At 59.4% G+C, this 20,714-nt stretch carries 15 protein-coding genes; 7 read left to right on the forward strand and 8 right to left on the reverse strand.

All coding sequences use genetic code 11. From position 1 onward, the window contains the following. Positions 1-7: 7 nt before the first annotated feature. The 3 genes from ACM6IR_RS27430 to ACM6IR_RS27440 form a co-directional block, all read right to left on the reverse strand. On the reverse strand, positions 8-1,402 hold the full coding sequence (locus ACM6IR_RS27430; protein ID WP_414910593.1) for an ethanolamine ammonia-lyase subunit EutB: 1,395 nt from the start codon (positions 1,400-1,402) through the stop codon (positions 8-10). A 202-nt stretch (positions 1,403-1,604) separates the two neighbouring features. Continuing rightward, positions 1,605-2,975, reverse strand: a complete 1,371-nt coding sequence (gene eat / locus ACM6IR_RS27435; protein WP_414910594.1) for an ethanolamine permease — start codon at positions 2,973-2,975, stop codon at positions 1,605-1,607. A 238-nt stretch (positions 2,976-3,213) separates the two neighbouring features. Next, the gene (locus ACM6IR_RS27440; protein ID WP_169372910.1) at positions 3,214-4,734 is read right to left on the reverse strand and encodes an aldehyde dehydrogenase family protein; all 1,521 of its coding nucleotides are present in this window, start codon (positions 4,732-4,734) and stop codon (positions 3,214-3,216) included. A 424-nt stretch (positions 4,735-5,158) separates the two neighbouring features. Here ACM6IR_RS27440 and ACM6IR_RS27445 point away from each other — a divergent pair, with 424 nt between their 5' ends. From ACM6IR_RS27445 to ACM6IR_RS27460, 4 genes are all read left to right on the forward strand, one after another. Next, positions 5,159-7,072 (forward strand): sigma-54-dependent Fis family transcriptional regulator, encoded by a 1,914-nt coding sequence (locus ACM6IR_RS27445; RefSeq protein WP_414910595.1) that lies wholly within the window; start codon positions 5,159-5,161, stop codon positions 7,070-7,072. A gap of 102 nt (positions 7,073-7,174) precedes the next feature. Continuing rightward, positions 7,175-8,524 carry a UDP-N-acetylmuramate:L-alanyl-gamma-D-glutamyl-meso-diaminopimelate ligase gene (mpl, locus tag ACM6IR_RS27450; RefSeq protein WP_414910596.1) on the forward strand — a complete coding sequence of 450 codons (1,350 nt, stop codon included), beginning with the start codon at positions 7,175-7,177 and terminating at the stop codon, positions 8,522-8,524. After that, positions 8,521-9,153, forward strand: coding sequence for a flavin prenyltransferase UbiX (gene ubiX / locus ACM6IR_RS27455; protein WP_414910597.1), 633 nt, complete (start codon positions 8,521-8,523; stop codon positions 9,151-9,153). The genes mpl and ubiX overlap by 4 nt, the downstream gene beginning before the upstream one ends. Continuing rightward, entirely contained in the window at positions 9,146-9,430 is a 285-nt protein-coding gene (locus ACM6IR_RS27460; protein WP_414910598.1) for a YceK/YidQ family lipoprotein, read from the forward strand. The genes ubiX and ACM6IR_RS27460 overlap by 8 nt, the downstream gene beginning before the upstream one ends. A 118-nt stretch (positions 9,431-9,548) precedes the next feature. Here ACM6IR_RS27460 and ACM6IR_RS27465 read toward each other — a convergent pair whose 3' ends face one another. The 3 genes from ACM6IR_RS27465 to ACM6IR_RS27475 all read right to left on the reverse strand — a co-directional run bounded on the left by ACM6IR_RS27465 (position 9,549) and on the right by ACM6IR_RS27475 (position 12,506). Next, on the reverse strand, positions 9,549-10,190 hold the full coding sequence (locus tag ACM6IR_RS27465) for an oxidoreductase (RefSeq protein WP_414910599.1): 642 nt from the start codon (positions 10,188-10,190) through the stop codon (positions 9,549-9,551). A gap of 26 nt (positions 10,191-10,216) precedes the next feature. After that, positions 10,217-11,935, reverse strand: coding sequence for a C13 family peptidase (locus ACM6IR_RS27470; RefSeq protein WP_414910600.1), 1,719 nt, complete (start codon positions 11,933-11,935; stop codon positions 10,217-10,219). 115 nt (positions 11,936-12,050) lie between these two features. Further along, positions 12,051-12,506 (reverse strand): MaoC family dehydratase, encoded by a 456-nt coding sequence (locus ACM6IR_RS27475; protein ID WP_414910601.1) that lies wholly within the window; start codon positions 12,504-12,506, stop codon positions 12,051-12,053. A 179-nt stretch (positions 12,507-12,685) separates the two neighbouring features. Between ACM6IR_RS27475 and ACM6IR_RS27480 the strand changes: the two genes are divergently transcribed. Genes ACM6IR_RS27480 through ACM6IR_RS27490 form a run of 3 tightly spaced genes read left to right on the forward strand, consistent with a single transcriptional unit; the run spans position 12,686 to position 14,362 of the window. Then, positions 12,686-13,048, forward strand: a complete 363-nt coding sequence (locus tag ACM6IR_RS27480) for a CidA/LrgA family protein (RefSeq protein ID WP_414910602.1) — start codon at positions 12,686-12,688, stop codon at positions 13,046-13,048. Continuing rightward, complete coding sequence (locus ACM6IR_RS27485) at positions 13,045-13,761, forward strand: LrgB family protein (RefSeq protein ID WP_414910603.1); 717 nt, start codon at positions 13,045-13,047, stop codon at positions 13,759-13,761. The genes ACM6IR_RS27480 and ACM6IR_RS27485 overlap by 4 nt, the downstream gene beginning before the upstream one ends. A gap of 10 nt (positions 13,762-13,771) precedes the next feature. Continuing rightward, on the forward strand, positions 13,772-14,362 hold the full coding sequence (locus tag ACM6IR_RS27490; RefSeq protein ID WP_414910604.1) for an LON peptidase substrate-binding domain-containing protein: 591 nt from the start codon (positions 13,772-13,774) through the stop codon (positions 14,360-14,362). Between the two features lie 94 nt (positions 14,363-14,456). Here the strand turns inward: ACM6IR_RS27490 and ACM6IR_RS27495 are convergent, their stop codons facing one another. Further along, positions 14,457-17,108: a hypothetical protein gene (locus tag ACM6IR_RS27495; protein WP_414910605.1), complete on the reverse strand. Its 2,652-nt coding sequence runs from the start codon at positions 17,106-17,108 to the stop codon at positions 14,457-14,459. 51 nt (positions 17,109-17,159) lie between these two features. Continuing rightward, on the reverse strand, positions 17,160-20,579 hold the full coding sequence (locus tag ACM6IR_RS27500) for a calcium-binding protein (RefSeq protein WP_414910606.1): 3,420 nt from the start codon (positions 20,577-20,579) through the stop codon (positions 17,160-17,162). Positions 20,580-20,714: the final 135 nt, after the last annotated feature.

Here is a 20,714-nt window from a genome sequence, read left to right on the forward strand (position 1 = left end):
TCAACACTCATCCCAGTTGCGCCATCGCTTGGTGGAAGGCCGACGGCAGGCTGTCGCCGAAGTGAATCTTGCCATCCGCTTGAGTGAAGATGCCCATTTTCGCCAGCCACTGTTCGAACTCCGGTGCAGGTTTGAGGCCCAGGGTTTTTCGGGCATAAAGGGCGTCATGGAACGACGTGGTCTGGTAGTTGAGCATGATGTCGTCGGAGCCCGGGATGCCCATGATGAAGTTGATCCCGGCCACGCCCAGCAGGGTCAGCAGGGTGTCCATGTCATCCTGGTCGGCTTCGGCGTGGTTGGTGTAACAGATGTCGCACCCCATCGGTACGCCCAACAGTTTGCCGCAGAAGTGGTCTTCAAGGCCGGCGCGGATGATTTGTTTACCGTTGTAGAGGTACTCCGGGCCGATGAATCCTACAACCGTGTTCACCAAAAACGGTTTGAAATGTCGCGCCACGGCGTAGGCGCGGGTTTCGCAGGTCTGTTGATCGATGCCGTAGTGAGCGTTGGCTGACAGGGCACTGCCTTGGCCGGTCTCGAAATACATCAGGTTCTGGCCGAGCGTGCCACGATTCAGGCTCAAACCGGCGTCGTAACCTTCCCGTAACACGTTCAGGTTGATGCCGAAACTGGCATTGGCCGCTTCGGTACCGGCAATTGACTGGAACACCAGATCCAGCGGAACGCCGCGATTCACGGCTTCAATGGACGTGGTGACGTGGGTCAAAACGCAGGCTTGAGTGGGAATTTCATAGCGCTGGATGATGGAGTCGAGCATTTCCAGCATGGCGCAGATTGAGGCGATGCTGTCGGTGGCCGGATTGATCCCGATCATCGCGTCGCCATTACCATACAGCAGCCCGTCGAGAATGCTCGCGGCGATGCCGGCCGGTTCGTCGGTGGGGTGGTTGGGTTGCAGACGGGTAGAGAGCCGGCCGCGCAGGCCGAGGGTGCCGCGGAATTGGGTGATGACGCGGATTTTCTGCGCCACCAGCACCAGATCCTGCACGCGCATGATCTTCGACACGGCGGCGGCCATTTCCGGGGTCAGGCCGGGGGCGAGGGCGCGCAGGCTCTGTTCGTCGGCGGCATCGCTGAGCAACCAGTCGCGGAATCCGCCCACGGTGAGGTGGCTGACGACCGCGAAGGCCTGTTTATCGTGAGTGTCGATGATGAGCCGGGTGACCTCATCGGCCTCGTAAGGAATCAGTACTTCCTGCAGGAAGTGGGTGAGCGGGATGTCAGCCAGGGCCATTTGGGCAGCCACTCGCTCGCCATCGTTGAGCGCAGCAACGCCGGCCAGGAAATCCCCGGAGCGTGCCGGGCTGGCCTTGGCCATGACATCTTTGAGCGTGTCGAAGCGATAGGTCTGGGCGCCGACGGAATGGGCAAAGGTGGCCATGGGACGGTGTCCTCCTGAATTAATCGATGACTCAAATACACCACCGAACCCTGTGGGAGCGAGCCTGCTCGCGAATGCAGTGTGTCATTCAATACATGTTCTGAATGTCAGACCGTATTCGCGAGCAGGCTCGCTCCCACAATTGGATCTGTGTGCACTTCAAAATGGCAGGCGCCGGGCAACAAGCCCGGCACCGGTGCAATTAGATACCCGTAAGCATGGCATCAGCCGGCGCATCGAAGCGCTGCTTGGCGGTCAATTGGAAGTACAAGTAACCGGCGGCCATGAAGCCTAGGAACACGCACCCGATCAGGGTGTTGAACCAGGCCATCGCCACCAGGCACACCACGGCCAGGAACAGTGCGATCCCTGGCACGATCGGGTAGCCCGGCGCGCGGAAGGTGCGTTCCAGGTTTGGCTCGGTTTTACGCAGTTTGAACAGGCTCAGCATACTGATGATGTACATCACGATGGCGCCGAATACCGACATGGTGATCATCGCCGCCGTCAGGGTCATGCCTTGCAGGTTGACCAGGCCATCGCTGTAGATCGCCGCGATGCCGATCACGCCGCCAGCCAGGATTGCACGGTGCGGGGTCTGAAAGCGCGACAGTTTGGCCAGGCCGCGAGGCAAGTAGCCGGCGCGGGCCAGGGCAAAGAACTGTCGCGAATAGCCAAGGATGATCCCGTGGAAGCTCGCCACCAGACCGAACAGACCGATCCAGACCAGCATGTGCATCCAGCTTGAATTGTTGCCGACCACCGCTTTCATCGCCTGAGGCAGGGGATCGTTGATGTTTGCCAGCTGGCGCCAGTCGCCGACACCGCCCGCCATCACCATCACGCCGATTGCGAGGAACACCAGGGTCAGGATTCCGCTGACATACGCCTTGGGAATCGTGCGTTTCGGGTCCTTGGCTTCCTCGGCGGCCATCGCCGCGCCTTCAATGGCGAGGAAGAACCAGATTGCGAAGGGGATCGCCGCAAAGATTCCGGGGATCGAGGCGATGGTGAATTCGTTAGAGCCCGACCAGCCATTGAGCACGAAGTTGCTGAAACTGAAGCCTGGCGCGACCACGCCCATGAACACCAGCAATTCGGCGACTGCGAGCACGGTGACCACCAGCTCAAACGTCGCGGCGATGCTGACGCCGAGGATGTTCAGCGCCATGAACACGAAATAAGAGCCCACTGCCGCGATCTTCGGGTCCAGTTCCGGGTATTGCACGTTGAGATAGGCACCAATCGCCATGGCGATGGCCGGTGGTGCAAAGACAAATTCGATCAGGGTGGCGATGCCGGCGATCAATCCGCCTTTCTCGCCAAAGGCCCGCCGGCTATAGGCAAACGGCCCGCCGGCGTGGGGAATGGCGGTAGTCAATTCGGTGAAACTGAAGATGAAGCAGGTGTACATCGTCGCCACCATCAACGCGGTGATGAGGAAACCCAGTGTGCCTGCGGTGCCCCAGCCGTAACTCCAGCCAAAGTACTCGCCGGAAATCACCAGACCGACGGCAATGCCCCATAAATGCAAGGTGCCGAGTGTGGGTTTGAGCTGTGTGGAAGAAGTCATAAGTCCTCGCTGTCGTTTTTTTGTTTGATCTGTTGGACTTTCGGGTACGGCGTTTTCGTCTGGAGCGGACACGCAAAGCCCGTGCCAGAGCGGCAGGGCGATGTTTTGATGTTGTCGATAAGAACGCTTCGCGAGCAGGCTCGCTCCCACAGGAGGAACGCGGTGTAAATGTGGGAGCGAGACTGCTCGCGAAAGCTAGTTGAGGGGCGACACAGGAATACCTGTGCCGCCCCGGGTTTTAGAAGAAGCCCAGCGGATTGATGTCGTAGCTCACCAGCAGGTTTTTGGTCTGCTGATAGTGGTCGAGCATCATTTTGTGGGTTTCACGACCGACGCCGGATTTTTTGTACCCGCCGAACGCAGCGTGCGCCGGGTACAGGTGGTAGCAGTTGGTCCAGACACGGCCGGCCTTGATGGCGCGACCCATGCGGTAGGCGCGGTTGATGTCGCGTGTCCAGAGACCGGCACCCAGGCCGAACTCGGTGTCGTTGGCGATGGCCAGGGCTTCGGCTTCGTCCTTGAAGGTGGTGATGCTCACCACCGGGCCAAAGATTTCTTCCTGGAACACGCGCATTTTATTGGTGCCCTTGAGCAGGGTCGGCTGGATGTAATACCCGGTCGCCAGGTTGCCCTCGAGTTTTTCCACCTTGCCGCCGGTCAGCAGCTCGGCGCCTTCGCCCTTGGCGATTTCCAGGTACGAAAGGATTTTGTCGAATTGTTGCTCGGACGCCTGGGCGCCGACCATGGTGTCGGTGTCCAGTGGGTCGCCACGTTTGATCGACAGCACTTTTTTCATCACGACTTTCATGAAGTCGTCATAGATCGACTCTTGCACCAGCGCGCGGGAAGGGCAGGTGCAGACTTCGCCTTGGTTGAAGAACGCCAACACGAGGCCTTCGGCGGCTTTTTCGATGAAGGTTTCTTCGGCTTGCATGATGTCGGCGAAGAAGATGTTCGGCGATTTGCCACCCAGCTCCACGGTGGACGGAATGATGTTTTCGGCGGCACATTTCATGATGTGCGAGCCGACCGGGGTCGAGCCGGTGAAGGCGATCTTGGCGATGCGTTTGCTGGTGGCGAGGGCTTCGCCGGCTTCTTTACCGAAGCCTTGCACCACGTTCAGCACGCCTGGCGGCAGCAGGTCGCCGATCAGTTCCATGAGCACGGTGATGCCCAGCGGGGTTTGTTCGGCAGGCTTGAGCACCACGCAGTTACCGGCAGCCAGGGCCGGGGCGAGTTTCCAGGCAGCCATCAGGATCGGGAAGTTCCAGGGGATGATTTGCCCGACCACGCCCAGCGGTTCATGGATGTGATAGGCCACGGTGTTGCCGTCGATCTCGGCGGCACTGCCTTCCTGGGCGCGGATGCAACCAGCGAAGTAACGGAAATGGTCGGCCGCCAGCGGGATGTCGGCGTTGAGGGTTTCACGCACGGCTTTGCCGTTGTCCCAGGATTCGGTGATCGCCAGCAGTTCCAGATTCTGCTCGATGCGGTCGGCGATTTTCAGCAGCACCAGCGAGCGCGCCTGGGCGGACGTGGCGCCCCAGGCATCGGCGGCCGCGTGGGCGGCGTCCAGGGCCTTGTCGATGTCTTCGGCCGTGGAACGCGGGAATTCGGCAATCGGTTGGCCATTGACTGGCGAAGTATTGGTGAAGTACTGACCTTTAACAGGCGCGACGAACTCGCCGCCGATGTAATTACCGTATTTGCTCTTGAACGAAACGATAGCGCCTTCAGTACCGGGGTGAGCGTAACGCATGATATTTCTCCTTGGCTTTTGTACTTATAAGGGAGGTGCGCATGTGCGCTTGTTATAAGCGTAGAGCAAAGGTCGGGCCACTGCCTTGCAGGTCAGGCAAATCAAGGCCTTGCGCGGTTTTTGTCGGACGGGCGGACCCCGCTCGTGACGTTTTCGGTACAGGCCTCGTGACACTTTGTACCGTTTGTGGCACAGCCTGTGACTGACCAGTCTTGCCAGCATTGCAATGCAGGTCAGGCTGGAGGATGCTCGGCGTCACGTTCTATGTAGCAGCTGCCGAAGGCTGCGTTCGAGGGCGAAGCACTCGCCTCGATTCAGCAATGAAATACGGGCCACAGGTTTTACGACCGCTCCGCGGCCGGACGCAGCCTTCGGCAGCTGCTACACGGAAGCGAGCCAAACCCTGCGGGGAGAATAATAAGAAATGCACGACAACCATTTGAGTCGCCATGCCCAGCAAGTGTTGACCGTGACCCAGGGGAAATCCCACCTGCACGGTCCCGGCAGCGATCCATCGATTGCCCGTTCCTGGCTGCGCTGCCTTGAGGACTATCACCTCGACCCGGCCCTGACCATGGCGCCGACGGTGCTTGAACATGGCCGTGTCCTGGAAAGCCGCGAACGCTTGCAGCAAGTGCTGCACATTGCCGGCAACGAAATGAGCAGCCTTCACCAGCAACTGTCCGGCGCCGGGCATGCGGTCCTGCTGACTGACGCTCGCGGGGTGATCCTCAATTGCGTCACCGCGCCTGCCGAACGGAAGATCTTCGAGCGAGCCGGCCTCTGGCTGGGCGCCGACTGGAGCGAGGCCTGCGAAGGCACCAACGGCATCGGCACCTGTTTGGTGGAGCGACAGTCGCTGACCATTCACCAGGACGAACACTTTCGCGGTCGCCACACCGGCCTGACCTGCTCGGCGAGCCCGGTGTTTGACCCCCACGGCGAACTGTTGGCGGTGCTCGACGTGTCTTCAGCGCGTCACGAGGTCTCGCGGCAGAGTCAGTTCCACACCATGGCGCTGGTCAATCTGTCGGCGAAGATGATCGAGAGCTGCTATTTCCTGCGTTACTTCGACAATCAATGGTTGCTGCGTTTTCACCTGCAGGCCGAATCCGTGGGACTGTTCAGCGAAGGGTTGCTGGCGTTCGACGGGGAAGGGCGGATCAGTGCGGTCAACCAGAGTGCACTGAACCTGCTCGGGCATATTCGTGGCGGGTTGCTCGGCAAACCGGTGGAAATGTTTTTTGATTGTTCGCTGGATGAGTTGCTCGGCCGAGCAAGTGTGAATGCCAACGCCAGCTGGCCGTTGCGTACCCGTGACGGTCGCAGCCTGTTTGCCGTGTTGCGGGGGCAGCCGCGCAGTATTCCGGTGCCGGTGGTTCAAACTCCGGTGATGCCTGAGCGTGCGCGCCTGTCGGACATCTGTATTGGCGATACCGCGTTGCAGGAAGACTTCCGCAAATCCCTGCGCGTGTTTGAGCGGGACGTACCGTTGTTGATCAATGGTGAAACCGGGTCCGGTAAAGAGGCCTTCGCCAAAGCCGTGCACCAGGCCAGCCAGCGGGCTGAAAAAGCCTTCGTTGCGCTCAATTGTGCGGCCATTCCTGAAAGCCTGATCGAGAGCGAACTGTTTGGTTATCGCGGCGGCAGCTTTACCGGCGCGCGCAAGGAAGGCATGCGTGGCAAGTTACAGCAGGCTGACGGCGGGACGTTGTTTCTCGATGAAATCGGCGACATGCCGCTGGCGTTGCAGACTCGGCTATTAAGGGTGCTGGAAGATCGTCAGGTGGTACCGATTGGCGGTGAACCGGAGTCGGTCAATGTGCGGATCATCAGCGCCACTCACCGCAATTTGCTGGAGCGGGTGGAGGACGGCAGCTTCCGCGAGGATTTGTACTACCGGCTCAATGGGCTGGAGGTTGCGCTGCCGGCGTTGCGTGATCGCACGGATAAATCCCAGCTACTCGACTTCTTGCTGGCCGAAGAGGCCGGCGGGGAATCGGTCCTGATCGACGCGCCGGCACGTCAGGCGTTGTTGGGTTATGCGTGGCCGGGGAATGTGCGGCAACTGCGCAATGTGCTGCGCACGTTGGCGGCGTTGTGTGAGGGCGGACGGATTGGACTGGAAGACTTGCCGGCGATGATTCGTCAGGCTCGGCCGGTGCAGGTTGTGGCCGTAGAAGCGCAATCGGAACATCCGCTGGATGACGCCGAGCGGCTGGCGTTGCTTAGTGTGCTGGAGCAAACGCGTTGGCATATGACGCATACGGCCGAACAGTTGGGCGTCAGCCGCAACACCCTCTATAGAAAACTGCGTAAACACGGCATCGCCCGTTAGATGCAGATCCTGTAGGAGCGAGCTTGCTCGCTCCTACACAAACACAAGGTGCGATTTTTCCCTCCCTACGCTAACCTGCGGCCATGTTTTACGAGGTCGATTATGCACATTCATATTCTTGGTATCTGCGGCACTTTCATGGGTTCGATGGCGGTTCTGGCCAAAGAGCTGGGCCATCACGTGACTGGCTCCGATGCCAATGTCTATCCGCCGATGAGCACCCAGCTTGAAGCGCAGGGCATTGAGTTGACCCAAGGCTACGATCCTTCACAACTCGACCCGGCTCCGGATCTGGTGGTGATCGGCAATGCCATGTCCCGCGGCAACCCGGCGGTCGAATATGTGCTGAACAAAGGCCTGCCTTACGTCTCCGGCCCGCAATGGCTGGCGGATCACGTGCTGCAAGGTCGCTGGGTGCTGGCGGTTGCGGGTACTCACGGCAAAACAACCACCAGCAGCATGCTCGCCTGGGTGCTGGAACACGCGGGCATGAGCCCGGGGTTCCTGATCGGCGGTGTGCCGCAGAACTTCTCGGTGTCGGCTCGTCTGGGCGATACACCGTTCTTCGTTATCGAAGCCGATGAATACGACAGCGCCTTCTTCGACAAGCGCTCCAAGTTCGTTCACTACCGCCCGCGCACGGCGATCCTGAACAACCTGGAATACGATCATGCTGACATCTTCCCCGATCTGCCAGCCATCGAGCGGCAGTTCCACCATTTGGTGCGGACCATCCCGAGTGAAGGCCTGGTGATCCATCCGACGACCGAGCCTGCCTTGCAGCGCGTCATCGAGATGGGCTGCTGGACCCCGGTGCAAACCACGGGTGCCGGTGGCCAGTGGCAGGTCAAGCTGCTGAGCGAAGACGGGTCGAAGTTCGAGGTGATGTTCGAAGGTGTGGCTCAAGGCGTGGTCGAATGGGACATGACGGGCCAGCACAACGTCGCCAACGCCCTGGCCACGTTAGCGGCAGCGCGCCACGTGGGTGTGGTGCCATCGATGGGCATCGCCGCACTGAGCGCTTTCAAAAGCGTGAAGCGGCGCATGGAGAAAGTCGCAGAAGTTCGTGGTATCACCATCTATGACGACTTTGCTCACCACCCGACCGCCATTGCCACGACGCTCGACGGTCTGCGCAAGCGTATTGGCGACGCGCCATTGATCGCAATCATCGAACCGCGCTCCAACTCCATGAAGCTCGGTGCCCACCGCGATGGCTTGCCGGAAAGCGTGGTCGATGCCGATCAGGTGATCTGGTATGCGCCGGCCAACCTCGGCTGGGACCTGGCCGGCACCGCCGCGCTGTGCACCGTGCCATCGATCGTCAGTGATTCGCTGGAAGGCATCATCGAACGCGTGAAGTGTCAGGCCCAGCCCGGCACACACGTGGTGATCATGAGCAACGGCGGCTTCGGTGGCCTGCACGGCAAACTCGCCGAGGCGCTGCAATGAACAATGGCCCGGAACGCATCACGCTGGCGATGACTGGCGCTTCAGGCGCCCAGTACGGTTTGCGCCTGCTCGATTGCCTGGTGCGTGAAGATCGCGAAGTGCACTTCCTGATTTCCAAGGCCGCGCAACTGGTGATGGCCACCGAGACGGATGTGACGCTGCCGCCCAAGCCGCAGACGATGCAAGCCTTCCTCACCGAATACACCGGCGCTGCCGTCGGGCAGATTCGGGTGTATGGAAAGGAAGACTGGATGTCGCCGGTGGCCTCTGGGTCCGGCTCGCCAGCGGCGATGGTGGTGGTTCCGTGTTCCACCGGGACCTTGTCGGCCATTGCGAGCGGTGCCTGCAACAATCTGATCGAGCGTGCCGCTGACGTCACCCTGAAGGAGCGCCGCCAGTTGATTCTGGTGCCGCGTGAGGCTCCGTATTCGAGCATTCATCTGGAGAATATGCTCAAGTTGTCGAACATGGGCGTGACGATCTTGCCGGCCTCGCCGGGCTTCTATCATCAGCCGCAAACCATTGATGACCTGATTGATTTCGTCGTGGCGCGCATTCTCAACCTGCTGAACATTCCCCAGGACATGCTGCCGCGCTGGGGCGAGCATCATCTGACCAGCGATGAATAAGCTGCTGACGATTGTGCTGGTGTTACAGCTGGCAGGTTGCGCCACGGCGCGCACGCTCGATGCGGCCAAACCAGGGGCGCCGTTGGTGTATTCGGGGACTCGGCTGGATGTTTACGCGATGAATGGCGGCTGCTGCGCCAAGGACCGTTTCGGTGCAGAAGCGCCGAGCTATCCTGGCGTCGACCTGCCGGCCAGCGCGTTGCTCGACACGCTGCTGTTGCCGTTGTCGGTATTGACGGTGATTGGGGTTAGTTTTCAGGCGACGGGTGGGTTGTAGTATTCGATTTTGAATCGGTGTCGCGCCCTTCGCGAGCAGGCTCGCTCCCACATTTGATCTGTGTCGTTCACAAGCCCACTGTGGGACCGCGAAGGCGTCCAGTCAGGCACTGCAGAAATTATTTGCCTAGTTTGCGCAGCTCATCCGACTCAACCACCCGCACCCCATCCTGCTCTTCCAGCGCCAGCCGCCACATGGCACGGGCCAGTTGGCAGGCCTCGATGCCGCGGTATTTACCCGGAATCAAACGGGACAGTGGCCCAACGAATTGCTCTGCCATGCGGGGTTCCATGCGTTCGCCCAACAGCAGGGAAGGCCGGCAAATGGTCAGCTGCGGCCAATTCTGTGCGCGCAATGCCTGTTCCATTTCGCCTTTGACCCGGTTGTAGAAAATCGACGATTTTGGATCTGCCCCCAAGGCGCTGATCACGATCAGGTGCCGTGCGCCCATCTCGCGGGCGCGCTTGGCGAATGCCACCACCATGTCCAGGTCCACGGCGCGAAATGCCTGTTCCGAGCCGGCTTGCTTGATGGTGGTGCCGAGGCAGCAATAGGCGATGTCGACGCGACCGTTCAGTTGCGGCAAAAACGCAGCCGGGTCACCCACCGGGTTTTCAAGATGGGGATGCTCAGCCAGTGGCCGGCGTGAGGGGGCCAACACCCGTGAGATCGTTGGCTCATTGAGCAGTCGATCAAGCAGATGTTCTCCCGTCAACCCGGTAGCTCCGGCAAGCAATACGTGCTGAGGCGTCAAGTACATAATGTTTCCCCCTTGATACTGTCAGCTTAGTTGTTCTTTGCATCCTTGCCGTCGATGGAGACACTTTGCAGTGCTTTTCGTGCCTGCTGTTTGCGCAGTAGCTGCCAGTGAGACAGGACCGTTTTCGGCGCCCAGATCTGTGGTTCCGAGGCTTCGAAGTTGTCCGCCAGCTCGCGCTCGGCCACGGTGGCCTTGGCCATCTTGAAGGCTTGTTCCAGATCGTCGGTCTGGTTCAATGCCTGGGCGAACAGGGCGTCCCCGAAGTAGGTGAAGTTGGCTTCTTCCGAACAGCCGAAAGACACTCGGTCGGCGCGGGAGGCGGTCATGATCAGGGTGCGCTCGTCCTTGAGGGTCGGGATGAAGCCACCGGAGTAACAGGCCGAAATCACGATGATCTTGTCGCGGTTTTTCAGGGGGGCGAGGACGGCGGCGAGTTCATCGGCCGGCAGGTCGGACAGTTCCATGCGGGGTTGGTCGAGCACCAGTTCATGTTCGCTGGTGCCGTGACTGGTCAGGTAGATGAAGATCAAATCTTCCGGGCCACTGCGTTCGGCCAGGGTCTGGGCGGCGCGGCGCAGGTTTTCCCGGGTGGCCATGGGGCGGTCGACGAGGTGATCGCGATGGTTCACCAGACGGATCTGGCCAAACGCGCCGAAGCGGCTGGCGAGCATGTTGCTGACGTAATCGGACTCGCGTAGAAACACGCTCTGCTTGCCATCACCACCGAGGGTCAGGGTGTACAGCTCCACGGCTGGCGTCGAGGCCGGCACGTTGAACAGTGCATCGTCGAGCAAGCGGCCTTGGGCCAGCAAGCCGAGTTCGAGTGGGTCGGGCAGCAACTTGCCATCGGTATCACGGACGCGCTGGCCATTGACCCACGTGCCGCTTTGCACGGTGCCGTCGGTCAGAACAAGGGTCCCGCGCCCGGAATAGCTGTCGCCGTCGAATTGCCCGATGTAGAAACTGCCATCCGGCAGGTTCAAGCGGCCCTGGCCGGTAAAGCGCCAGTCACTGAACTCGCCAATGTAATGGCTGCCGTCGGCGCCAATCAATTCGCCCTTGCCGTTCAGCGACCCTTCCTTGAACTGGCCCAGCCAGACATCGCCATCGGCGTTCTCGTAGCGGCCCTTGCCTTGCAATTGATTGTTCTTGAAACCGCCGACATACATATCGCCATCGGCGCTGTTGAACGTGCCATTGCCCTCCAGCTGACCGTTGACGAAAGTCCCGGTGAACTGATTGCCATTGCCATCGCTGCGTTGACCTTCGCCGTTGGGTTTGCCGTGGGTAAACAGGCCCTGATACGAGCTGCCATCGTCGAGTTCCAGATGACCGAGCCCTGAATATTCATCGGCTTTGAATTCGCCGCGGTAGGTCATGCCGTTTTCTTTGAGGGTGCCTTCGCCATCGCGTCGACCGAGTTTGAAACCGCCGGTGTAGCTGCTTCCGGCAGTGGTCAATACGCCTTGCCCGTCGAACAGGCCCTGATTGAACTGGCCGCGATAGACCTCGCCGTTGCTGCCGTGCCATTCGCCCTGGCCATGCCATTGGCCCTTGTCGAAGGCGCCGGCGTACCAACTGCCGTTCGGGTAGTCGATTCGGCCCTGGCCTTGCAGCAATCCGTCGACCAGGTTGCCGCGATAGCGTCCGCCATCCGGCAGGCGGGCGTCAGGGGACAATAGCGATTCGCCGTTGCCGCACGCGGTCAGTAATAGGGTCAGAGCGAGGAGTACAAGTGGGCGCATAGCGGGATCCGGGCAATTAGGCGACCGAGTATGCCGCAGCTATGTGTCCTTAATATAGAGAGGAACATACAGAGAAGGCGCGAAACAGCATGAGCTGCTTCGCATCCAGGAGGTTTTACACGAAGCAGAGGGACAGTGGTTCGGCGATGTACGCCGGTTTGTCCGATCCTTCGATCTCAAGCGTGGCGGTGGCCTTGAGCAGCCATTGGCCGGGTTTTTTCTCGCTGACATCGGTCAGCTCGACCTTGAGTCGTACTTTCGAGTTGACCTTGACGGGTTGAATGAATCGCACGCTGTCGAGGCCGTAGTTGACCACCATCTTCAGGCCTTCAGGCAGGACGAGGATGTCTTCCATCAGTTTGGGGATCAGCGACAGCGACAGGAAACCGTGGGCAATGGTGCTGCCAAATGGCGTTTGCGCGGCTTTGACCGGGTCGACGTGGATGAACTGATAGTCCCCTGTGGCTTCGGCGAACAGGTTGATGCGCTCCTGATCGATGGTGAGCCATTCGGAACGTCCAAGTTCCTTGCCGACATAATCTTTGAGCTCTGCAACGGGAACATAGGGCATTGAGACTCTCCTTGGGTTCATCGGTTTTTAGTTTTGAGGTGGGGGGATTTGACCTCCCGGATTACCACTTTAGATCAACATGGCAAATGGCTCAGGTCAACAGACCATGTTGATGGCGAATGCCGGTCTATAGCGTTGGCATGCTTATAATGCAGGCGCGAACTTGCGGGAGAGGACGGATGTTGTTACGTGGCCTGACCTGGCTGGTGCTGTTCCAATTGTTGGGCACTGCCATCAATCATTTGTTTTTGCCGGTACTGCCGGGGCCGATTATCGGCCTGCTGTTGTTGCTGGTGTACTTGATCAGCCGCGGCCAGGTCGGCGAACCGCTGAACCTGGCGGCCAGCAGCCTGCTGCGTTACCTGCCGTTGCTGCTGGTGCCGCCGGCCGTGGGTGTGATGGTGTATGCCAAAGACATTGCCGCAGATTTCTGGGCGATTGTTGGCGCGCTGGTGTTGTCGTTGGTGCTGTCCCTGTCGTTTGTCGGTGTGCTGATGCAGCGCCTGATCAAACGACACGCCCATCCTGAGGACAACCAATGACCTTCGACTGGCACGGCGCCTGGGCGTCCGTGATTCATCATCCACTATTTGGCATCGGCATTACCCTGGGTGCTTATCAGCTTGTACTGGGAGTGTTCGAGAAAACCCGCTGGGTGTTTCTGCAGCCGGTGCTGGTGTCCATGCTGCTGGTGATCGGTGTGTTGCTGGGTTGCGGCCTGAGCTATACCGAGTACCGCAAGAGTACCGAGATCCTCAGCATCTTGCTCGGCCCGGCCACGGTGGCCCTGGCGGTACCGCTATACCTTAACCTGCGACGGATTCGGCAGTTGTTCTGGCCGATATTTACTACGCTGGTGATAGGCGGTGTGGTTGCCACCGGCATGGGTGTGTTGCTGGGGTGGTCGTTCGGCGCCGAGCATATGATCCTGATGACCATGGCGCCGAAGTCAGTGACGTCGCCGATTGCCATGTTGGTGGCCGAGCAAATTGGGGGAGTCGCGGCGCTGGCGGCGGTATTTGTGTTGATCACTGGCGTGATCGGAGCGATCTTCGGTCCGAGTCTTTTGAATCGGCTCGGTGTCCACAGTCCCGAGGCGCGCGGCATGGCCCTGGGCATGACTGCCCACGCGGTCGGCACGTCAGTAGCCTTGCAGGAAAGTGAAGAGTGCGGCGCCTTCGCGGCGCTGGCGATGAGTCTGATGGGCGTGGCCACGGCGGTGTTCCTGCCGTTGGCGGTGTCGATGGTGGTGTAAGGAAATGTCTATGAACTTGCCGCTTTTTCCGCTGAACACGGTGCTGTTTCCCGGCTGCATCCTTGATTTGCAGATCTTCGAGGCGCGCTACCTGGACATGATCAGCCGCTGCATGAAACAGGGCGGCGGCTTCGGGGTGGTGTGCATCCTTGACGGCGAAGAAGTCGGCATCGCCCCGGCGGGTTACGCGCTGGTCGGGTGCGAAGCGCTGATCACCGATTTCAAGCAGCAGGAGAATGGCTTGCTGGGGATTCGCGTCCAGGGCGGCCGGCGCTTTCACGTATTGAACACCGAGGTTCAGCGCGACCATTTAACCCTCGCCGAGGTCGAATGGCTGGAAGACGAGCCCGAGCAACCCCTGCAGGACGAGGACGCCGACCTGGTGGCCTTGCTCAAGGCCCTGGCCGAACATCCGATGGTCGAGGCGCTGAACATGGGCACCGAAGCGACCGGACAACAGTCGCTGGCCAATCAACTGGCGTACTTGTTGCCGTTTGCCGAAGTGGACAAGATCGACTTGCTGCAACTCGATGATCCGCAGCAACGACTGGATGCGATACAGGCGTTGCTGGACGAGCTGCAGGGTGAATTGTTTGCTTGAGTCCAGATAGCCTGTAAACGCAATGGCTAGCCGACAAGGCGCCAGCCCAGCCGGCCACCCTGTGATGTATCGCAGGGTGTTGAGCGATGCAGGGTCAGGCAGTATTCGGGCGGTTGCCATCATTCACAAAAACGATGCTGCCCGAGAAGATTTCCTGGTTGGCCGGGAAATCAAGAACCGGTTTGCCAGAGGCTGCAACCGCGTCGATCAGGGCATCATATTCATGCCTGTTCAGTTGACCCGCCCAGGTGCGTTCTTCAATGGCGTTTGCATGGGTGCCTGACAATTGAGGGTTGCCTGCAAGATACTGTGCCTGAATATCCGTGACCTTGGCTGCACGGGACAGGTCAGATTTCACCAACCAGATCCGATCCGCGCTGAACCCCCGGCTGGACATCGAAATGTGCCCCTCCAGAGCATCCGCGGGAAACCATGTTTTGCTTTCGGGTAGCCTGTCGTCGAGCGCTTTTCTGTTGAAGGCATGGTTTTCCCGCCCCGGAACGACTTCGACATTGCGCGTATCGAGCAGGTAGGTAAAAGCAAAACTCTGTGAGTGCCGCTCCGAAACGTAGTCTTCTTCCAGATACTGCCTCAACAAATTGATCAGGCTGATGTCATCCTGATTTGTGGGGGTCGTGTCCCGCTGACTGTCGTAGGCGAGCGCGTCACTGTCGACCTTCCTTGCATAATTCACCGCGTCCTTGAGGCTGAAGGTCGCACTGACGGCTGTCAGGGTGGTGGTGCCTTCTGGATGTTTCAGCCGGGGCAGCATGACGTTGTCTCTTGCTAACTCGAACGGTGTGCGGTCGTCCGCTCTGAACATCGCCGGAATGTCGGTTCTGTACAGGCAGTTATGCGGATTTCGACGATAACCGACGTGGTTTAGCAGGCTGCTGAAAAATGCCGGTGTCAGGTGGTCCTTCAAAGCGCTCAGGGCATACCCCTGGTTTCTCAGACTCACGATTTCAGCCTGAAGCTCTTGTTTGAGTGGTTCGAATTGCGGGCTGCCAGCCTCGTTTTTCGTTGTGCGTTTGTGGGTTTCTGCCCAGACCGGCAGGTCATTGTTCAGACGATTGTTGAACTGCCCGGTCGCCGTCAGTTCATCGCACAGTTGAGAGAGTTGGCGCGTGGAAAAGTTGTAAGGCCGTAGCCGGGCAGCCACGACGGTTGTCGGGTCAAGCTGCGCGTGGGGGCTGCTGGTCCACAATCGCAGACGAGCAATTAGCTGATCCCTGAGTGTTGGAAATTCACGGGGCTTGACCCATTGCGGCTGTATGCCGTTGAGCGCGACTTCCTGGCGAAAGCGCGCGATTTGCGAACCTTCAATCCTGTACAGATCCCAAATGTCGATATCGCGCCAATACTGCCGTAATGAATGACTTTGATGGATGGAGTATTCGGGTAGCCGGACATTGACCAGCCGCTGACCATCGTCGAAGGCCCATTGGGTCTGCGGGCCATTACTGTCGTCGAGGCCGGGTTTGCGGAGCATCGCTACATAACCTTGATGGGTTTTATTGTTCCGGTCCCATGTGTAGTGACCGTGATTGCCGAAAGTAGGAGCGCTGGCGTTCGCCCGAACGGGTTGTGTTGCCGCGGGATCCGGTGCATCAGGCTTAGGCGCACCGGCGTCTGGCGCGCGATTTTTTTTCCAGTTCAGGTCGGCCTTTTCGAGTTTTTCCGCCAGTTGTTGTGGTGAGAGCCTAAAACGCTCCAGGGCCTGGACGAACGTCTCGCGGGGCATCTCCGGATCCAGCCAGCGATGCAGTTCGTCGTACAAATAGGTCTTTTCCATTCTTTGCGCACGAGGCCTGGCCCATTGCGGTTTCTTGCCGGTGCGGCTCACTTCAGTGCGAAACAATGTGATGGCCGTGCCGTGAATACCGTAAAAATCCCAGATATCACGATCGGTCCATGCCGGCAATTGTTGTGCGGGGGCGGTTATATCAGCGGCCGAGCGTTCCACGCCGACAAACAATCCGTTGTCATCCTTGAGCGCCGAACGCGATGGCGGGCCGACTTCATCTCCCAGCCCCTTTTTCCGATGCATGACCACATAACCGTGGTGATTGTTGGCGTGTTCGTTCCACACATAGTGGTCGGTATTGATGTAGGTGTGCGTTGCATCAGGCATTGGGTTTTGCGCGTGATCCTGTCGCGGGCGTTTCGCCGCGGGGGGCGTGTCGTTGTCTGACAGATGCACCCGATAGGGCGACGAATCTGCGGAACTCGCCGTGCTGTCCTGCGGGTCCGTTCTCCATGTAATGCGGTCGTTATTGAGGTAAAGGACCGGACCGGAGGGTGTTACATCGCTGCGCCGCCTGGCCCGGTAGGTCTGGGTGGCTTCGTCCCAACCCACCCGAACGGTGATGCTAATGTCGAGGTCGACATAAGGGAGTGTGACGATACGCAGACCTTCCTCGTTGGGGGCTGGCAGATCAGGTAATGCACGGGACGGCGGACGATACGGTTTCCACGGGTCGACATCGTTCCGGTCCGTGGGTGGATTGGCGCTATCGCGCACGCGGATCGACGGTCCTGCAACAGGCTCAGTGGGCAGTCCTCCGGCCGGCCTGTCAGCCGCAGGCCGTGTGCCTGTCAGTAACGAATGCAGGATCGTGCCGGGCCCGGCAGGTAACGTCGAGGTTGAGGGGCTGTCGCGCGGTAATGACGGGAGATTCAGCACCGGCAGTTCCGGTGTGGTGAGTGTGGGTGTTGCAAGTATCGGTGGTGGTTTGGGTGCCATGCTGGATTCCTTTCCAGTGGTTGGGGCGGCCTCAAAGGCTGCTGCGTTGGTTCAAGCTTTTGTAGCGGGGCCGGGTGGCGGTGTGATGTAAACATCCTCAGCCGTCAGTACTCGTGACCAGTCGCTGTCGACGATCAGGTTCTGCGTTTCGCTGTCGTAGAACAGGGCGCCGGGTCTGCCGCTGCCGAGGCGTAAATCCTGGATGGGGAGCAGATCAACCATGGGCACGTCGAGGTGTTGCTGATGGCGCAGGTCGGTGAGCAGGTTGTCGGGGCTGGCGTAGGCGCGGGCGTTGAGTTGCGCCAGGTGAATCAAATCAAACTCCAGATCGACGTCATATTGATGGCCTGCGGAGGAATGCACGTGGATGTTTTCCATCGGTACCTCTGGAGCATCGTGCCGGGGAATGATGATGTGGATGTTGCCGACGCGCAGCAGTGAACCTTCCAGTCTGATGTCCGCGTGCTCGATGGTCGCGCCGAGGTGTTCGGTGTGTATCGTCCAGGTAGATCCGCCGGACGCTCTGGTCGCGGCACCCGGGGTTGAAAGCCTGAGCAAGCTGTCTGCCGGCGGGTAAACGTCGTAAGCCGCGGCCTGCCCTAGCAGCACGACAATGGCGGTCTGAGGTGTCGCATCAATGTCCACACGCTGTGCCTGCGGTGAGAGCAATATCGCCGGGTGAGTTGCTGGCGCAGCGAGTACGTAATGGCCTGTGCGCTCCATCAGCACGTCCTTTGATTCCATCAGTTTGTCTCCCGGGTGCCGATGATCATCGACGTAAGAGTGATTGGGCGGTTGCAGTCGATAAGATTTGCCGTCACGCATGGTTAACAGGAGCTGTCGGGCAAGTTCCGACCCTGACGCGATCAGACTGCCCCCGACGTGGGTCCCCGTTGAGACGCGATTGCGCGCGTAAGGAGTGAGGGTCAATTGCTTTTGGTCGCTCAGGCGCATCGTCAGGCTTATGTCGGTGTAATGCAGGTAGTCGAAGTTGCTCTTGCGGGTGGAAGTCACGGTGTAATGGATCTGCATGGCTTCGATTTCGCCGCTGTCATAGTCCAGGTGAAGGGCAGTGATGAGGCTTGACGGCTCGACGTTCAACACGGTCGAGGGCTGATGACGGCAGACGAAGTAACTGCGGTCGGGCAGTGCAGGAAGGGCGTATGTGCCACCTTTCAGAAGCGTCGGAGGCGGTTTTCCCCGGCCCGGCGTCACGATGATCACCTTGATCGTATGACTTGCAAGCGCCGGTAGCGTCTGAGGCAGGTCGGGTTTTAACGAATATCCGTCCTGAGTGATGAACAGGAGCTTGTCATTCTTCAACTCCCGGCCCGACGTGTGGGGTTGATACACATTGCTGATCGTCACGCTGATTTCCGGCAGCTCTCCGTCTGCACCGCGCAGCACGACAATCACCAGCGAAGTGCCTTCGATTCGCCAGGATTGAATGCGCTCGAACGGCCAATCCATTTCTATGCGACTGTCTTCCAGGCCGTCTTCGTTAAGAACGGTGGCGCCACTGTCGTCGCCGATGAGATAACGATCGGCACCGGTGCCGCCGTCAAGGGTGCAATTGAAGCCTCGAGTGATTAACTCATCATCGCCGGCGCCACCCTCGGCTCGCTCCTCGCTGCCCCGTAGAATGATCTTGTTGGGTCGCTCGTTACCGATGACCTCGCTGCGGGCCCCGGCCAGGGTCTCGACATTCTCGATCGAACCCAGTGTGGCGAAGTCCAGGTCGGGATTTGAACGCAGGCTCATGAAACCTTCTTGCAGGTCAATCCTGAAGCCTGTGTGAACATTGTTACGACCGGGTTTCCCCTGCAGTTGCAATGAATCGTTGCCTGGGCCGCCGAGCAGGACACTGGCAGTGTCGGTCGATGTTTCGAGCAGTTTTGCCGCGCCCTGAAACAGGAAATGATCGTCCTTGTCTCCCCCGACCAGCACTTTGCTGTCCGCGGCGTAGCTGAAAAAGTTGGGTTTGTGTCTGACTCCAGTGACGCGGTCATCGCCGTCACCCAGTTGCCAGAAGATCGCTTTGTTTTCGGCACTGCTGCCCATAATGGCGTTGGGAACGTTGTGAATGCCTTCACGGGCGTCGTACACATCGTCGGTCTCCTGCACGACCGGTTCTTTGGTCTCTACATATGGAGCCCCGCCGGAGGCGGCGTCCCACCCAAGCTTCCAGTGCCTGGCTGGTTGAAGCACGACCTCATACTTCCCGAGCACCACGGCATCGACGCTGTTTTTCAGTTCGCCCTCCAGCCACTGACGGGCAGCTTCGGTCATTTGCTTGCCGTAGCTGTCATCAGTTCGCGCAATCAGGTAGCGATCCATGATGTGGCTGTCGAGCGTCTGCCCGGTGAACGCGAACCAGCCCGACCGCCAGCGTTCGTGAGTACTCAGTTCAATGAAGTCGTCGATATCGTCCACTTGTCGTGCGGCGCCGTAGATAGTTGCACCCATGATGAGTAGCGCCCCGGCGACGATGCCGACAGGCCCGGCGGAGCTGAAGCCGGCCAGTGCCGCCACGCCCAGGGCAACGCTCAGACCGGCGCTGATCACGCTGAGCGAACCATTGACGTAGAGGTCTTGAGCGGACTTTCCCTTGGCGCTGGAGGCTTCATCGAAGGCTTTGATCGCGCTGTAGATATCGAATGGCAGTGTCACTGCGCTGGCGATCAGGCCTGCGCTACGCGCCAGCCACTTACCGGCACTCGTGGCCGAGAAGCCGTTGAAAACGGTGCCGCCATTTTTCAGCATGGCACGACCGGTGTTTTCCAGTGCGTGTTCGACGAACAATGAAACACCCTCGGCTGCGATTCCTCCGGTATTGAGCAACGCCTCCGGGATATCGCTTTTCCTTAACGCATCGGCAGTGCCGAGGATGCCGCTGTAAATGCCGTAAGCCTGCATACCGATGCCTACGCTGGTCATGCTGCGGCTTTTGAGTCTGTCGACCCAGCTCGGCAGGTTGTCGGGAATGTCCGGGAAGGCGAGCGTCAATTGTTGAGCCGAGTCCAGCAGGCTGCCGAAGTTGTGTAACGGGTCTGGCGAGCTGTCGGATATTGACGTGAGCAGGGACTGCGCACGGGGCGACCGTTGGGAGGCTATTTCGAACAGTAGAGCGGGCAGTTGGTCATTCAGCAGCAGGCGGCTCTGCACGCTGTCCGGATCAAGGCGCAGGGCGTCAATGAATGCTTGGTCGGGTGTCGATGCCTCGCAGTCGTTGGCGCTGATGGGGTGCCCGTTTAGTCGTGTCCCCAACTCATAGAGTTCTACCCGGCTGACCGTCATTTCTCCAATAAGCACTTCGCCGAACTGTGCGTCCTGAAGGGACAGACGCTGCCGGCGATTATTTGACGTCTGCGTGTCGAGCGCTGGGCGGTCAGCGGTATGGGGGGTGTCGATCTCGGACACACGAACAGGCGGCGACGAGGCGTCGCGCCTGGGTATTGAAGTCTCTGGCATGGAAAGAGTCCGTTCTTTCTGTTGTTGATATCGGCACTGACCGACAGTCGGGCGTGCCGCTGACTGGACATGTTAATGATTGATAGGGGGGGGCGAGCGGTATATATGTATTCGGCGCGGCCTGCCTTTAACAGG

The organism is Pseudomonas sp. IT-P253, from assembly GCF_949768125.1.
Lineage (GTDB): Bacteria > Pseudomonadota > Gammaproteobacteria > Pseudomonadales > Pseudomonadaceae > Aquipseudomonas.

What these genes read in the sequence shown, in the direction of transcription:
- ACM6IR_RS27430 (WP_414910593.1), bottom strand. Translation starts at nt 1,402, where the DNA reads ATGGCCACCTTTGCCCATTCCGTCGGCGCCCAGACCTATCGCTTCGAC.
- eat (WP_414910594.1), bottom strand. Translation starts at nt 2,975, where the DNA reads ATGACTTCTTCCACACAGCTCAAACCCACACTCGGCACCTTGCATTTA.
- ACM6IR_RS27440 (WP_169372910.1), bottom strand. Translation starts at nt 4,734, where the DNA reads ATGCGTTACGCTCACCCCGGTACTGAAGGCGCTATCGTTTCGTTCAAG.
- ACM6IR_RS27445 (WP_414910595.1), top strand. Translation starts at nt 5,159, where the DNA reads ATGCACGACAACCATTTGAGTCGCCATGCCCAGCAAGTGTTGACCGTG.
- mpl (WP_414910596.1), top strand. Translation starts at nt 7,175, where the DNA reads ATGCACATTCATATTCTTGGTATCTGCGGCACTTTCATGGGTTCGATG.
- ubiX (WP_414910597.1), top strand. Translation starts at nt 8,521, where the DNA reads ATGAACAATGGCCCGGAACGCATCACGCTGGCGATGACTGGCGCTTCA.
- ACM6IR_RS27460 (WP_414910598.1), top strand. Translation starts at nt 9,146, where the DNA reads ATGAATAAGCTGCTGACGATTGTGCTGGTGTTACAGCTGGCAGGTTGC.
- ACM6IR_RS27465 (WP_414910599.1), bottom strand. Translation starts at nt 10,190, where the DNA reads ATGTACTTGACGCCTCAGCACGTATTGCTTGCCGGAGCTACCGGGTTG.
- ACM6IR_RS27470 (WP_414910600.1), bottom strand. Translation starts at nt 11,935, where the DNA reads ATGCGCCCACTTGTACTCCTCGCTCTGACCCTATTACTGACCGCGTGC.
- ACM6IR_RS27475 (WP_414910601.1), bottom strand. Translation starts at nt 12,506, where the DNA reads ATGCCCTATGTTCCCGTTGCAGAGCTCAAAGATTATGTCGGCAAGGAA.
- ACM6IR_RS27480 (WP_414910602.1), top strand. Translation starts at nt 12,686, where the DNA reads ATGTTGTTACGTGGCCTGACCTGGCTGGTGCTGTTCCAATTGTTGGGC.
- ACM6IR_RS27485 (WP_414910603.1), top strand. Translation starts at nt 13,045, where the DNA reads ATGACCTTCGACTGGCACGGCGCCTGGGCGTCCGTGATTCATCATCCA.
- ACM6IR_RS27490 (WP_414910604.1), top strand. Translation starts at nt 13,772, where the DNA reads ATGAACTTGCCGCTTTTTCCGCTGAACACGGTGCTGTTTCCCGGCTGC.
- ACM6IR_RS27495 (WP_414910605.1), bottom strand. Translation starts at nt 17,108, where the DNA reads ATGGCACCCAAACCACCACCGATACTTGCAACACCCACACTCACCACA.
- ACM6IR_RS27500 (WP_414910606.1), bottom strand. Translation starts at nt 20,579, where the DNA reads ATGCCAGAGACTTCAATACCCAGGCGCGACGCCTCGTCGCCGCCTGTT.